General features: G+C 42.9%; 16 protein-coding genes. 1 reads left to right on the top strand and 15 read right to left on the bottom strand.

Going from position 1 to position 14,323, the window contains the following annotated elements:
* Positions 1-4: 4 nt before the first annotated feature.
* A complete protein-coding gene (locus V6C27_03390) occupies positions 5-259 on the bottom strand; it encodes a TM1266 family iron-only hydrogenase system putative regulator (protein ID MEG6615475.1) in 255 nt (84 codons plus the stop codon).
* Between the two features lie 443 nt (positions 260-702).
* Between V6C27_03390 and V6C27_03385 the strand changes: the two genes are divergently transcribed.
* Positions 703-1,122, top strand: a complete 420-nt coding sequence (locus V6C27_03385; protein MEG6615474.1) for a chemotaxis protein CheW — start codon at positions 703-705, stop codon at positions 1,120-1,122.
* 67 nt (positions 1,123-1,189) lie between these two features.
* Here V6C27_03385 and V6C27_03380 read toward each other — a convergent pair whose 3' ends face one another.
* From V6C27_03380 to V6C27_03315, 14 genes are all read right to left on the bottom strand, one after another.
* A complete protein-coding gene (locus V6C27_03380; protein ID MEG6615473.1) occupies positions 1,190-1,636 on the bottom strand; it encodes a sugar diacid recognition domain-containing protein in 447 nt (148 codons plus the stop codon).
* 196 nt (positions 1,637-1,832) lie between these two features.
* Entirely contained in the window at positions 1,833-2,147 is a 315-nt protein-coding gene (locus tag V6C27_03375; protein MEG6615472.1) for a YbjQ family protein, read from the bottom strand.
* A gap of 16 nt (positions 2,148-2,163) precedes the next feature.
* Positions 2,164-3,456: a glutamate-1-semialdehyde 2,1-aminomutase gene (hemL, locus tag V6C27_03370; GenBank protein MEG6615471.1), complete on the bottom strand. Its 1,293-nt coding sequence runs from the start codon at positions 3,454-3,456 to the stop codon at positions 2,164-2,166.
* Positions 3,457-3,878: 422 nt separating this feature from the next.
* The gene (locus V6C27_03365; GenBank protein ID MEG6615470.1) at positions 3,879-4,361 is read right to left on the bottom strand and encodes an Lrp/AsnC family transcriptional regulator; all 483 of its coding nucleotides are present in this window, start codon (positions 4,359-4,361) and stop codon (positions 3,879-3,881) included.
* Position 4,362: 1 nt separating this feature from the next.
* Positions 4,363-4,824, bottom strand: a complete 462-nt coding sequence (locus V6C27_03360) for an AsnC family transcriptional regulator (protein MEG6615469.1) — start codon at positions 4,822-4,824, stop codon at positions 4,363-4,365.
* 5 nt (positions 4,825-4,829) lie between these two features.
* Entirely contained in the window at positions 4,830-5,822 is a 993-nt protein-coding gene (gene nirJ2, locus V6C27_03355; protein MEG6615468.1) for a putative heme d1 biosynthesis radical SAM protein NirJ2, read from the bottom strand.
* 14 nt (positions 5,823-5,836) lie between these two features.
* Positions 5,837-6,823 carry a porphobilinogen synthase gene (gene hemB / locus V6C27_03350; protein MEG6615467.1) on the bottom strand — a complete coding sequence of 329 codons (987 nt, stop codon included), beginning with the start codon at positions 6,821-6,823 and terminating at the stop codon, positions 5,837-5,839.
* 161 nt (positions 6,824-6,984) lie between these two features.
* Positions 6,985-8,154: a putative heme d1 biosynthesis radical SAM protein NirJ1 gene (gene nirJ1 / locus V6C27_03345; protein ID MEG6615466.1), complete on the bottom strand. Its 1,170-nt coding sequence runs from the start codon at positions 8,152-8,154 to the stop codon at positions 6,985-6,987.
* 154 nt (positions 8,155-8,308) lie between these two features.
* On the bottom strand, positions 8,309-9,829 hold the full coding sequence (gene cobA, locus V6C27_03340; protein MEG6615465.1) for a uroporphyrinogen-III C-methyltransferase: 1,521 nt from the start codon (positions 9,827-9,829) through the stop codon (positions 8,309-8,311).
* Positions 9,830-9,831: 2 nt separating this feature from the next.
* On the bottom strand, positions 9,832-10,767 hold the full coding sequence (hemC, locus tag V6C27_03335; protein MEG6615464.1) for a hydroxymethylbilane synthase: 936 nt from the start codon (positions 10,765-10,767) through the stop codon (positions 9,832-9,834).
* 4 nt (positions 10,768-10,771) lie between these two features.
* The gene (gene hemA, locus V6C27_03330) at positions 10,772-12,136 is read right to left on the bottom strand and encodes a glutamyl-tRNA reductase (GenBank protein ID MEG6615463.1); all 1,365 of its coding nucleotides are present in this window, start codon (positions 12,134-12,136) and stop codon (positions 10,772-10,774) included.
* Positions 12,111-12,752: a bifunctional precorrin-2 dehydrogenase/sirohydrochlorin ferrochelatase gene (locus tag V6C27_03325; GenBank protein MEG6615462.1), complete on the bottom strand. Its 642-nt coding sequence runs from the start codon at positions 12,750-12,752 to the stop codon at positions 12,111-12,113. The genes hemA and V6C27_03325 overlap by 26 nt, the downstream gene beginning before the upstream one ends.
* A 13-nt stretch (positions 12,753-12,765) precedes the next feature.
* Positions 12,766-13,731 (bottom strand): polyprenyl synthetase family protein, encoded by a 966-nt coding sequence (locus tag V6C27_03320; GenBank protein MEG6615461.1) that lies wholly within the window; start codon positions 13,729-13,731, stop codon positions 12,766-12,768.
* A 219-nt stretch (positions 13,732-13,950) separates the two neighbouring features.
* Positions 13,951-14,304 carry an NAD(P)H-dependent oxidoreductase subunit E gene (locus tag V6C27_03315; GenBank protein ID MEG6615460.1) on the bottom strand — a complete coding sequence of 118 codons (354 nt, stop codon included), beginning with the start codon at positions 14,302-14,304 and terminating at the stop codon, positions 13,951-13,953.
* Between the last annotated feature and the right edge of the window lie 19 nt (positions 14,305-14,323).

Here is a 14,323-nt window from a genome sequence, read left to right as displayed (position 1 = left end):
GCACCTACCCTAAAAATTTATTACTGAGGGCAGATTTTACCTGCACCCCTTTGATGTTGCCCAACTTACCTGTCATCGCACCAATTTTATCAGTGGTTCCTTCTACAATTAAAGAGATGACATTTAAACCCTTTTCCCGTTGCGGAATACCCATCCGGCCTATGATGATATCTCCGTATTCACTAAGGATGGAATTGATTTGTGCAGCTTTACTCCGTTCTTCGATCACAATACCGACCACACCAATGCGCCGTTCCAAAGCAACACCCCCACAAATAGAATTTGAAATTTTCAATCTACTCACCAAACACCTGTATTACCAATAACCTTTAAAAATAATAAATGCCCGTAATCCTTTATAGGAAACGGGCACACTAATGGCACAAGTATATCCACTGTAGTGTACCCCTCGGCGTTAGAACTGAAGCCCTTCCCCTCAGGGACTACCTAAATTTTGCTCACCCTTGGTTACAAGCACTCTGACCTGTAACCTCAGGTTGTATGAGTACATTATATCTTTTAATCGATTAGGTAGTCAACAAAAACAGGCAAAATTGACAAAATTTTTTGAACTATATTTTTAGCTATTGTAAACTAACATTTAGATATTTTAGCATAATTTGACTTATTAAAAGGAATGTGCTTAACGGTGTCGAATAAAATTACAAGTTACAATTATTAACTACAGGGGGGGCCTTAGACATGGCTGTAGTGAGCGAAGAACAATTAGTAGTCTTTCAACTAAGTGATCAAAAATATGCTTTACCAATCCAAGAAACCCAAGAAATCATTCGGATGACAGATGTTACCCGCATACCAAACGCTAATTATTATTTAGAGGGCATTATAAACTTACGCGGCACCATTTTACCAGTGATCAATTTAAACCGTCGTTTAGGCCTGATGGAAAAGGAAGCAGATGATGAAACCCGAATTGTAGTTGTGGAAAACAATAGCCAAAAGGTAGGCATGATAGTGGATTCTGTGCTGGAAGTTGGCCGTTTTAATGAATCTGAAATTGAACCCGCCTCCATGATGGGCAGCGATGCCGAATATTTGCGGGGCGTGGTGAAAAAAGAAGATCAATTATGGTTGTTGCTAGATTTAAATAATGTACTTTAATAATAAAGCAACTAAACAAAAAGAGGGGCTTTTTTAAAGGCCCCTCCTTTTATCATTATACTGTGAACTAATCATCATTTCTTAACTGTAAATATTTACTGCATTCGTTGGAAATATTCTCTATCAGTTCTTCTCGCATTTTATTTTCAATTTCCTTTTTAATCTCCTCGGTAACTATAATAGCGGCTAATTCTTGCAATGGCTTAACAATGGTAGGATTTCCGGTTATGCCAATACACGCAATGATTTTTCCGTTAAATTTTATAGGTCCAGTATATCCTGGTAATACCCCGGGAATATTTTGAGCGTCAGTTTCTGTAATGGCAGCGAATTCAATTTCCCCAGCCATTACTTTTTTAGCCCCTTCATGAATAGTACCAATGCGATTCTCTTGGGTACTGGCAACAATTAATCCATTTTTACCCATAAATTGCACATGATTGCCCGTAACCTTATGAAGAATTTGTACCATTTTATTAGCCAGTTCAATGGGTATTAAACCTTTAGTACTCAATTCAATCTCCCCTTTGGGTCACATTAATAAATGAATAAATGTTCGTTCAATTTTAAATAATTATATATTAAAACAAAAAATCCTGCCTATATGTAAAAATACTATATATTTCTACAAAATTGCACAAAATAAATACAAAAAAATTACAAAAACACTGGGTCTAATGTAAACTGCCCAGTGTTTTTGTAGCAAAATTTTAATCTACCACTACCGCAGTGCCGCTACAGGTTACCATTAGCATACCATCACGGATTACTTCATAATCCAAGTCCACTGCTAAAACAGCATTGGCACCCATTTGTTGCGCCCGTCTGGTCATTTCATCCAAAGCTATTTCCCTGGCTTGGGCTAATTTGCCTTCATAGGCCCCGGAACGTCCGCCAACAATATCAGTGATGCTAGCAAAAATATCCCGCACAACATTGGCGCCCATAATGGCTTCGCCGTTAACTATGCCCAGATAGTTGCGCACTGACTTACCTTCAATGGATTGTGTGGTGGTAATAATCATTATTAACCCATCCCCTCTATTTTATTTTTTTGAAGGCCCTTCTGGCCGCTTCAATTGTGTATTCTATATCCTCATCGGTATGGGCAACGGACATAAATGTAGTTTCGAACTGTGATGGTGCCAAATATACCCCTTCATCCAACATTGCCCTAAAGAATTGGGCAAACTTTTCAGTATCTGAACTTAGAGCAGTTTTAAAGTCCACCACCTCTTCCAGCGTAAAGAAGGTACAAATCATTGAAGCCACCCTGTTCTGACTTACATCTACGCCAGCTTCTGCGGCTGCTTGGGCCATGCCTGCTGCCAATTTAGCAGACTTGCGCTCCAGCTCTTGATAGGTGTTGGGCTTGGCCAATTCTTTTAAGGTGGCTATTCCGGCAGTCATTGCCAGTGGATTGCCAGACAATGTACCGGCTTGATAAATAGAGCCTGCCGGAGAAACATGTTGCATAATCTCTTTTTTCCCACCGTAGGCACCCACCGGTAATCCACCACCGATGATTTTACCAAAACAAGTCAAATCGGGGTCGATATCGTAATAAGATTGCGCACAACCAGCAGCCACCCGGAAACCTGTCATCACTTCATCAAATATTAATAATGCGCCATACTTTTGGGTTAGCTCCCTTAAACCGGCCAAATAACCAAGCTTAGTTGGCACTGTACCCATGTTGCCAGCCACTGGTTCAATTATTACCGCTGCAATATTTTCACCCTCCTGGGCAAAAATTTCTGTTAATGTTTCCAAATCATTGTAAGGGGCAGTAATGGTATTGGCAGCAATGCTGGCTGGTACCCCAGGGCTGGTGGGCACGCCTAAAGTTAGCGCACCGGAACCGGCCTTGATCAGTAAAAAGTCAGCATGTCCATGGTAGCAACCTTCAAATTTAACAATTTTATCTCGTTTAGTATACCCCCGGGCCAACCGCAAAGCACTCATGGTGGCCTCGGTGCCAGAGTTTACCATCCGCACCATTTCCACCGAAGACACCGCTTCACATACCATCCGGGCCAATTCGGTTTCCAACTCGGTGGGGGCACCATAACTGGTACCATAATTTAAATAGTTCATGAGGGCGTCAATCACCGCCGGGTGACGATGACCCAAAATCAACGGCCCCCAGGAGCCAACATAATCTATATAGCGATTGCCATCAGCATCCCAAATGTAAGCCCCGTTTCCCCGTTCAATAAACAGTGGATCTCTGCCCACTGATTTAAAGGCCCGCACTGGACTATTTACGCCCCCGGGTATGTATTGTTGAGCTTCAGCAAACAACGTCTTAGATTTTTCGTAAGATCTGGACATTAAAAATAACCTCCAAAATTATGAATTAGGATTGTTGTGTCGGGTTGATACTGCAGGTGATTTTTGCCCTTGCTTAAAAACTACAGGCTTATTAAAAAACCCGGTTCCCGCCGCAGTAAGCGAACGACATATAGTTGAGCAGTAACCGAACACTTATCTTAACAGCTAAACAAATATCAATCCACAGCAAAAGTCACCAGTATCTATGCCACATAAAGTTACGTTTCTACACTGTACCTGACACCACTTTACATACACTTATATTATTATGTAATACACAGAGATTCTTCGATAATGTTCAGAATAACAGAGTATTTTTGTTACATTCTGAACAATAGTGAAGAATCTGGTTAACCCTATTTCATCATATAACTATGAACTTCTAATTCAAAATTCAACATGCAGAATTCATAATTGATTTTTTATATATTCTCTTCTTCCATAAAATATCTCATACTACTCTTTTTTAATTCTTTGGTGCTAAACAACAACTGGTAATCATCTATTCCCACTGATTTAGCCATGTCTGCAGCGATGTTGTAACACTCATCTTTGGATTGGCTGTGAATCATGGTATAGAAATTGTAAGGCCACTGGGGTAACTTTTTACGTTGGTAGCAATGGGTTACCTCTGGACGATGGGCAAACTCATTTCCCACCTCGTCTACCCTTTCATCCGGTACCAGCCACACAATCATAGCATTGGCCACATAACCCACTTGACGATGGCGTAGAGCGGCACCGATTCTTCTCATATAACCTTTATCAATTAATTCATTTACTTTAGCCAGGGTTTGCTCTTCTGTTAAGCCAACCTTAGCACCCAACTCAGCAAAGGGGCGGGGCACCAACGGCAACCCGGCCTGAAGTTCACGAATAATTGTTTTCTCCAGTTTTGTAATCATACTACACCTCGTCTATTGAAAAGTTAACCATCACCTTAAAGAATTTTTCAGCCGGTAGATTTAAAATATCGGTAATACCGGTTTTAGCAGTTATTTGATTAAGAATCTTTTCTACTTTGTCCGGCGAATCCGCCAACACGGTAAACCACATATTATAATCATGTTCGCGCAAATAGTTGTGGGTGATGCCGGGATAACTGTTAATTACCTCTGCCACCTCTTCAATGCGCTCATTTGGAACTTTAATGGCACAAAGCGTTCCCTTATAACCCAGCTTGCGGGAATCGAAAACACCACCAAAACGGCGGATGATATCTGTATCCATCAGGCGCTTCAAACGGTCAATAACTTGTTGTTCAGTAATACCCAACTCTTGGGCAATCTCTTGATAAGGCGCTAACGTGATGGGAAACTGGGTTTGCACTATATTTAACAGTTTTTTATCGATTGCATCTAATTTCATTATTTCTAATATCCTTTACGTCCTTGATATAGGCACCACGGTTCTTCAGCCATGTAATCCCCGTGGTAATATTGGGCCCGAGCTCGACATCCACCACAGATGTCATTGTAATTACAGCTACCACAACCACCTTGCAGCGGTTCATTCCTTAAACGGTTAAACACTTCATTGTCTCGCCAAATTTCACTAAAGGGAATTTCCCGCACATTGCCCACCGGGATATTCATATAGGCACAGGGTTGCACATCCCCTTTGGGACCAATGATGCAGTAAGCGGTTCCGGCTAGACATCCTTTGGTAAATCGCATGTTAATGCCCATCTGTTTGGCAATCCGCATAAACTGCGGTGCACAGGTTGGCTTTAACTCAATGTCTACCTGTTGCTGTTTTTTCATAATCCGATGCAATAATTTTTCGTATTGCTCTGCCCGCAACGACTCTTGCTCAATATTTACCGCTCGGCCGGTGGGTACTAAGAAGAAAATGTGGTGACCCCTGGCCCCTTCCTTAACTGCAAAATCAGTTAGTGCTTCCACTTCATCATAATTCCAATCCACCACAGTGGTGTGAATTTGGAAAGGCAGTCCAACCGCCCGACAATTGCGCATACCTTGGACCGCACCTTCCCAAGCCCCAGGGGTAGCCCTAAACCGATCGTGCTTAGCGGCGTCAACACTGTCCAAACTGATACCCATGGCTAACGCCCCGGCATCCTTTAATTTTTTGGCCACCGCTGGTGTAATTAAAGTGCCATTGCTCCCAAATACCGGACGCAAACCCTTGGATTTGGCGTGGGCCACCAGTTCATAGATGTCACTTCGCATCAGCGGTTCGCCACCGCTAAAAATCATAATTTTAAAGCCAGCCTTGGCTATTTCATCAATTAAGGCCTTGCCTTCCTCGGTGTTTAGTTCGTCCTCCACCTTGGCACCGGCATCCCGATAGCAGTGTTCACAGTACATGTTGCAGGCGTTAGTTGTGTTCCAAGATATAATCAAAATGCAGTCCTCCTTTACATGTCCTCCTTAAGCCAACGGGCAGCATCTACAGCATGGTAAGTGATGATTATATCCGCTCCAGCCCGCTTAAAGGCAGTGAGGGTCTCTAATACCACTGATTTCTCATCAATCCAACCATTTTGGGCTGCTGCCTTGATCATGGAGTATTCACCACTAACGTTATAAGCAGCGGTGGGATAGTTAAACTCATCCTTAACTCGCCTAATAATGTCCATGTAGGCTAAAGCCGGTTTGACCATCACAATGTCGGCCCCTTCTTCAATATCCAACATGGTTTCTCTAATGGCTTCATCTCCATTGGCCGGGTCCATTTGATAGGTTTTGCGATCGCCAAACTGCGGAGCTGAACAGGCCGCTTCTCTAAAGGGGCCATAGTAAGCTGATGAATATTTGGCGGAATAGGCCATAATGGGTACGTTGCCAAAACCGTTTTCGTCCAATGCATCTCGAATGGCAGCCACCCGGCCATCCATCATGTCCGAAGGCGCCACCATATCGGCACCGGCCCGGGCGTGGGAAACTGCACTTTTAGCCAGCAATTCCAAGGTGGCATCATTATCAACATCACCATCTTTAATAATGCCACAATGACCATGGCTGGTAAATTCACACATGCACACATCTGTAATGACCATTAGTTCCGGGTAGGTTTGCTTAATGGCTCGAATGGCCTGCTGAACAATACCATCATCAGCATAGGCATTGGAACCCACTTCGTCTTTGTCCTGGTCTTCCAAGACACCGAAGAGAAGTACCCCCGGTATTTTTAACTCTACCAGTTGTTTTAACTCCATTAATAATTGATCGATAGAAAAGTTGTAAACCCCGGGCATTGATGATACTGGTTTTTTTATGCCTTCACCGGGCATTACAAAAACCGGGTAGATTAAATCATCCACCCGCAAATGATGCTCCCGCACCAAACGGCGCACATTGTCATTAGCCCGCAACCGACGTAAACGTAGATAAGGATAAGTCAAGGTAGGCACCCCTTTTTACAGCTTATTATATCTTTTGTATGTATTTATAATAATTGTTTGTGTTCTTGTAACAGCTTCAGTAGCATTATGAATTCTGAATTATAAATTTTGAATGGCTAGTTTATTCATCCAAATTCAAAATTCCTAATTCAAATTGCTATTTACTTAATTTCTTCATCTGTCAAATAGCAGGCTGGGTCTTCATGCCAGAAGTCGCCGTGGATGGCTTCGGCACGGGCACGGAAGTTACCATTACAAACTTCCAGCCACTTGCATTGGGCACAGCGGCCTTTGAGTAGTGGCTTCCGATTCTTTAAGCCTGCCAATATTGGATTGCTTAAATCTGTCCAAATATCACCGAACTTTCTTTCACGCACGTTGCCAAAGGTATGGTTTTGGGTAAACTGGTCCGCATGGACGTTGCCATGCCAATCCACTTGGCCAATGGCAATGCCGGTGCGGTTGCCACCATTTCTGTTTAGTAGTTCCCAAGCCCTTTCGGCTCTAACTGGGTCTTTGGCTTTTAATTGCAAATACACATAAATGGCATCGGCATGATTATCCACCGTCAAAATCTCTTTGTTTAATCCCCGCCGATTCATATCTTCTGTCCGGCGGATAATCAAATCAAGGGCCGCTCTGGTTTCTTGATGGCTAATATCTTCATCCTTCATGTGGCTAGCGCGTCCCGAGTAAACTAAATGATAGAAACAAGCCCGAGGGATGTTTTCTCGCTCCAACAGATCGAAAATATCATTTAATTCGTGATAATTGTGTCGATTAATGGTGAAACGCAACCCCACCTTTTGACCTACAGCTAAACAGTTGTGAATACCAGCCAAAGCTGCATCAAAGGCTCCGGTACGTCCCCGGAAACGGTCATTGTTAGCCCCAATGCCATCTAAACTAATGCCCACATAACCAACACCGATATCTTTAATCCTTTGGGCCACTTCCGGAGTAATCAGCGTACCGTTGGTGGAAATGGTCACCCGCAAGCCTAGTTCTCTGGCGTAAGCTGCTAACTGAAAAAAGTCAGGCCTAGCCAGTGGTTCGCCACCGGAAAACAACACCACCGGCACTTTAAATTCAGCCAAGTCCCGCAAAAATTGCTGGCCTTCCTCAGTGGTCATTTCATTTTCATATTTCTGGCCATCGGAATTGGAGTAGCAATGTCGACATTTCAAATTACAGGTACGGGTGATATTCCACACCACCACCGGGCCGTGATCACCGTGGGTACCATGCATTTGTTCTTTGGAATCCGGAGAATAACGTAGGGTATCACCAAAATTTTTGGTATCACACAACAGTTTACTAATACTGATCATTATGTTTCACCTTTCTTTTTAAAAAAGCATGCTAAGTACCTTTTGACAAAGGCTCTTATGCGGAGCCAGACACCAGCCTGGGCAAATATTTCTATAAGGTAACATTGTACCTAAGGCTGGAATCTGGCACCTGCTCATTCTAAATTCAAAATTATTAATTCTTAATTGCTTTTAACACTGCCTCTATCAACCCATCTATGGTGTATTCTTTAGCCTCCACAGTGACATTAATGCCTAGTTCTTTAGCTGTGTTGGTAGTAATGGGTCCGATACTAGCTACTATAACATCTCGCAATAAATCTTGTAAGTGATCTGCATCAACTAATTCTACAAAATTCCTTACTGTAGAAGAACTGGTAAAGGTTAAAATATTTAGTTCTTTTCTTGCTAACATTTCTTTAAGTAACTGTGCATTTCCTGCCCCTAAAACCGTTCTGTAGGTGGTAACTTCATCCACCAAAGCCCCCATCTCCCTGAGGGCATTGGGCAATATTTTACGGGCAATATCTGCCCTAGGCAGTAAAACACCATCACCGGGTTTTACTTTGTCCTCCATGCCGGCAATAATTTGTTCCGCCCTATATTCACCGGGCACATAGTCCACCATTAAACCATAGGCCTCAAGGGATTCTTTGGTTTTAGGGCCAATGGCACAAATTTTCAAGCCTGCCAGTGCTCTGATATCTTTGTTTTGTTGCCGCAGTCGATCAAAGAAATATTTTACCCCGTTAACACTGGTAAAGATTACCCATTTGTACTGGGACAATTTAGCAATGGCTTGATCCAGCGGTGCGTAGTCCTCCGGATCAGTAACTTGAATGGTGGGAAATTCCCAAGGTTCGCCACCTAAAGCTTCAATGCGTTGTGATAACACACTGGCCTGCTCCCGAGAACGGGTAACCAATACCCGTTTGCCAAATAGCGGCCTGTTTTCAAACCAAGCTAATTTTTCCCGTAACTTCACCACTTCGCCCACAATAATCACCGCTGGGTTTTTAAATTCAGCCTGTTTAGCCTTTTCAGCAATATCTGCAATGGTGCCCACCAAAGTTCTTTGCTCTGGTCGAGTGCCCCAACGGATTAATGCCACCGGAGTTTCCGGACTGCGGCCATATCGGATCAGTTTTTCACAAATATAGGGCAGGTTGCCCATACCCATTAAAAACACCAAGGTACCAATACCTGTAGCAATTTTGTCCCAGGCAATGTTGGAGTCATCCTTGGTGGGATCTTCATTCCCAGTGACCACCGCAAAGTTGCTGGTGGCATCCCGGTGAGTTACTGGAATACCAGCATAGGCCGGAACCGATACAGCAGAGGTAATTCCCGGCACCACTTCAAACCTAATGCCCTGTTCCACTAACGTCTCTGCTTCTTCACCTCCCCGGCCAAATACAAAGGGGTCACCACCCTTTAAACGGGTCACCACATGGCCTGCTTTAGCCTTATCCACCAGCAGTTGGTTAATTTCATGTTGTTTCATGGCATGACGTTCCGGTGATTTGCCAACATATATTAACTCAGCGTCAGGCCGAGCATGGACCAATAACCTTGGGCTGGCTAAACGGTCATATACAATGACATCTGCCTTTTTTATACATTCCAGGCCCTTGACTGTAATTAGGCCAGGATCCCCCGGGCCAGCACCTACCAAATACACTACGCTGTTTTTCATAATTATTCATCATTCTCCTTACGCACTTGTTCCAATATATCGCCAGCACCTTGCTCTAACAAGCGATTAGCCAGTTCCAGACCCAACTCAGCGGCTTTATCAGCCGGACCTTCAATGGTATCCCTAACTGCCTTGCTGCCATCTAGGCTAATTACCGTTGCTTCAACGTGCAGTTTGTTGTCAACGACCTGTCCGAAGGCACCAATGGGCACTTGGCAACCACCTTCCAGTTTGCGCAAAAGCGCCCGCTCAGCAGTGATGGCCACAGTGGCCTCATAATCAGCGATACTCTGCACTATTCCCAATATTTCTGGGTCGTTTTCTCTAATTTCGATGCCAATGGACCCTTGCCCCACTGCCGGCAAACAAATTTCCGTTGGTATGTATTGGGTTATTTTATCCTGCCAACCCATGCGAATCATGCCGGCTGCTGCCAACACTATGCCGTCTAACCGTTCCGTTTGTAGTTTGGTCATACGGGTATTTAAATTACCTCGCAATGATTCTAACTTTAGGTCCGGACGATATTTTAGCAACTGTGCACTGCGTCGCAAGCTAGAAGTACCTATTCTGGCCCCCTGTGGTAACTCATCCAATTTTTTACCGGAATCGTTAACCAACACATCGCCTGGATATTCACGCTGGCAAATGGCACCGATGATCAATCCATTGGGCAGTTGGGTGGGCAAATCCTTCATACTGTGCACTGCCAAGTCAACTTTGCCTTCCAGCATACCTACTTCCAGCTCTTTAGTAAATAAACCCTTGTCCCCTATTTTAGCCAAAGCTACATCCAATATCTTGTCGCCTTGGGTTTTCATTTTGACAATTTTAAAAGTACGGTCGGGAAATTTCTTTTGTAGCTCTGCCACCACCCAATTTGTTTGCCACATGGCGAGGGCACTTTCCCTGGTACCGACTAAAATTTCTTGCTTCAACTTGTTACCCCCCGGTGTGATGCTTTTTATTATATTCGGCAGCACTTTCCAACCATGGTATTAAATCAATATCTACACATGCCTTATTTTTTGGACGCTGCCCTTGCACTTCTAAGTCAAATAGGTTCTGCAACACTTCTGTATACAAATGTCCTTCACTGGTCATGGCATATTCTTTAAGCCGCACCACTGGTAGGTGTAAAAGTTGCTTAACTATTGAATTAGCCATCGTACTGATCACCTTTTGTTCTCTAGCAGTCAAGTCTCCTAAACGATTGTAGGCCCGTTGTAATTCATGTTGTTTAATTTCTTCGCCTTTATCTCTCAGGGCAGAAATGGTGGGAACTACAAACTGGGTCGCTAACCACTTTAAAAACTCGTTTAATTCTTCTTCAATAATTCCTTCGGCCAACACTGCCGCCTGCCGTCTTTCTTCTAGGTTGTTATCTACCACCATTTGCAAATCATCAATGTCGTAAAGGGTTACTCCAGGAATCTCACCTACCCGGGGATCAATATCCCTCGGTACCGCAATGTCAATCAGAATTAAACTTTTATTTTTCTTGATATGCATTAATTCCAACATGTCAGCATAACGAATAACATAATGCCTGGCCGCTGTGGAACTGATAATGATATCGGCACTATGCATATGTTTAAAGAGTTCTTCAAACTTTACCGCTTGACCATTAAACTTCTCCGCCAGCATCTCTGCCCGATCATAAGAACGGTTAGACACAATGACGCCAGATACCCCATTGGACACCAAGTGTTTAGCAGTTAATTCACTCATTTTACCTGCACCCACTACCAGCACTGAACGGCCGTTTAAATTGCCAAATTTTTGCTTGGCCAATTCCACTGCCGCATAACTGACAGAAACAGCATTTTTATCAATGCCGGTTTCAGTGCGCACTCTTTTTCCCACAACAATGGCTTGCTTAAACAAAGTATTTATCACGCTGTTGGTGGTACCAGTCTTTAGTGCTATTTCATAGGCTTCTCGCACTTGACCTAAAATTTGGGTTTCACCCAAGATCATCGAGTCTAAACCAGCTGATACCCTAAATAAATGTCGTACAGCATCATATAAGCTATGGCAGAAAGTGCAATTCTTAATTTCTGATATGTCCAAGCCTGAATGTTTCGATAAAAAATGCCAAATAGCATTTAAGCCCTCATCTAATTCGTAAGGAGTTACATAGATCTCTGTGCGGTTACAGGTAGAAATAATGGCACAACCATCAATACCACTGTAAGATTGCAAACGTTTAAGATCATCTGGCAATGTGTGTGCCGGAAAGGAAAGCTTTTCTCTAACCTCTACCGGGGCGGTACGGTGGTTAACTCCCACTGCTACGATAAGCATTTTGCACCCGCTCCTTTATTTCTTGATAACGATTTTCTTTAATTAAACTGATGATGTCCGATTGTACAATTCTTTGTAGAATCTCTCTGCGTGTTTCTGGATCTGGTACATTTTCAATAATATCCTGTCGTACTTCCCCTAACAGCTCTAAAAAATCAGCGTATTCTGGCCCATAGGTTTGTTCCAACTGCTCTCTAATGCGGGCTGCCAAAAGTGGGCTTTTGCCATCGGTGGACACCGCTATTGAAAGTGAGCCTTGACGAATGACTGCAGGCACAAAAAAATTGCTTTGCGGTGGGTCATTAACTACATTAACCAATATTTTCTTTTGTTGGCACTGGGCCGCCACTCTACGGTTAACCTCTTTATCATCGGTGGCACAAATCACTAAAAAAGCACCCTCTAAATCTTTTTCTTGATATGTACGCTGAATATGTTCAATTTGCCCTTTTTTTTCAAGTTCAGCCAATGGCGGGATTAGTATCGGACTAACCACCGTTACCGTTGCCTCTGCCTCCAACAAACTGTTAACTTTGCGGGCCGCCACCTTGCCCCCACCCACCACCAAACATTTTTCTCCATTTAAACGCAAATACAAAGGATATAATTTTGTCATGTTATTGATCTCCTTAAAACTTGCGATATCTGACAAAATCAGCAATAAGGGCCAACGTTTGTCTGACTGGAGTGTTTGGAAGCTTATCCAATTCTTTTTTGGCCTTATTCACATAGAGGTCAACAACATTATTTGAGTAATCAATGCCGCCACAACTAACAATAATATCTATTGCTTCCTCTATTTCAGCCTCGGTTTTGTTCTGGTTTTCAACCAATTGGGCTAATCGCTTATTTTTGGTACTATTTTTTAGTCCATAAAGAACTGGTAATGTAACAATCCCCTGACGCAAATCACTGCCAATAGGTTTTCCCAATTTATCCTGATCGGCTATCATATCTAAAATATCATCCACAATTTGAAAGGCAATACCTATTCTATGGCCATATCTTCTTAACGGCATATATATTTCCTTCGGTGCCCCACAAACCACCGCCCCTAATTGACAGCTGTCTGCAATTAGCATGGCAGTTTTACGTTCAATACGATACCAGTAATCTTTAATGGATTGATCACTTCTGTAAGCACTGATTATTTGCTCTATTTCACCTTCACTCATTTTTACAGTGGTTCTAGCAAACACCTTAGCCACCAGTGGTATATCATTGTATTGGGCAATCATCATTAGAGCTTTGGCAGACAAAACATCGCCGGTATGCATCGATATTCTATTACCCCAGTTGGCCCTCACAGTGGGTCTGCCACGCCTGGTAACGGCACAGTCAACCACATCATCATGCACTAAAGAAGCCATATGTATTAGTTCCAATGCCACCGCCAGTGGCATAATTTTATTTAAATCGTAATGATAAAACTTACCGGACAAAAGTGCAAAAGCCGGACGCAATCTTTTCCCTCCGGCATTTAACAAGTGACTGGATGTTTCATTTAAAAGCGGGTCTTTATGTTGCACAACCCGGCCCAGTTCTTTTTCCACCAATTTTAGATCATTTTTTACTACATCAAATATTTCCAGCACCGAACGATCACCCACTCAAACCTATTCTATCTTTTCTATTGCAACGTATAAATATTCGCTTGTTCAGAGAAAAATCCTTCCAAACAGCTCAAAATCCCTGCATGCATTATAACACAAATGCTTAACCATGTGAAACTTAGGGTGTCATTATTAAAGGTACACCGAGCAAAAATGACACAATAATCTCAGCAAACAACAAGGGCGCCGATGGGCGCCCAATTACTTTCGATATTGTTCTAAAATTTTACTGATTTTATCACTGTTCATGTTTGGATATAATACTTCATCCACCATCATCACCGGACCTATTGCACAGGCGCCCAAACAGCGGGCCACATTTAATGAGAACAAGCCGTCTGGAGTTACCTCACCCGGTTGAATGCACAGTTCAGCAATAAGTTGTTCTAACAACTCAGCCGATCCCCTTAAGTGACATGAAGTACCTAAACATATTAACACCTGGTGTTTTGCCGCTGGCTTAATAGTATTTTCGCCTTCTGTTAATTCTGAGCCTTCGTTTAAGTCAATTAATCTCTGATCACTGTTGCACTGGCACTGATTTTTAGTATTCATGCATAATACCCTCTTCCAT

The sequence above is a fragment of the Peptococcaceae bacterium 1198_IL3148 genome, assembly GCA_036763105.1.
GTDB lineage: Bacteria > Bacillota > Desulfotomaculia > Desulfotomaculales > Desulfohalotomaculaceae > JBAIYS01.
This window is presented reverse-complemented; position numbering and strand designations above follow the sequence as displayed.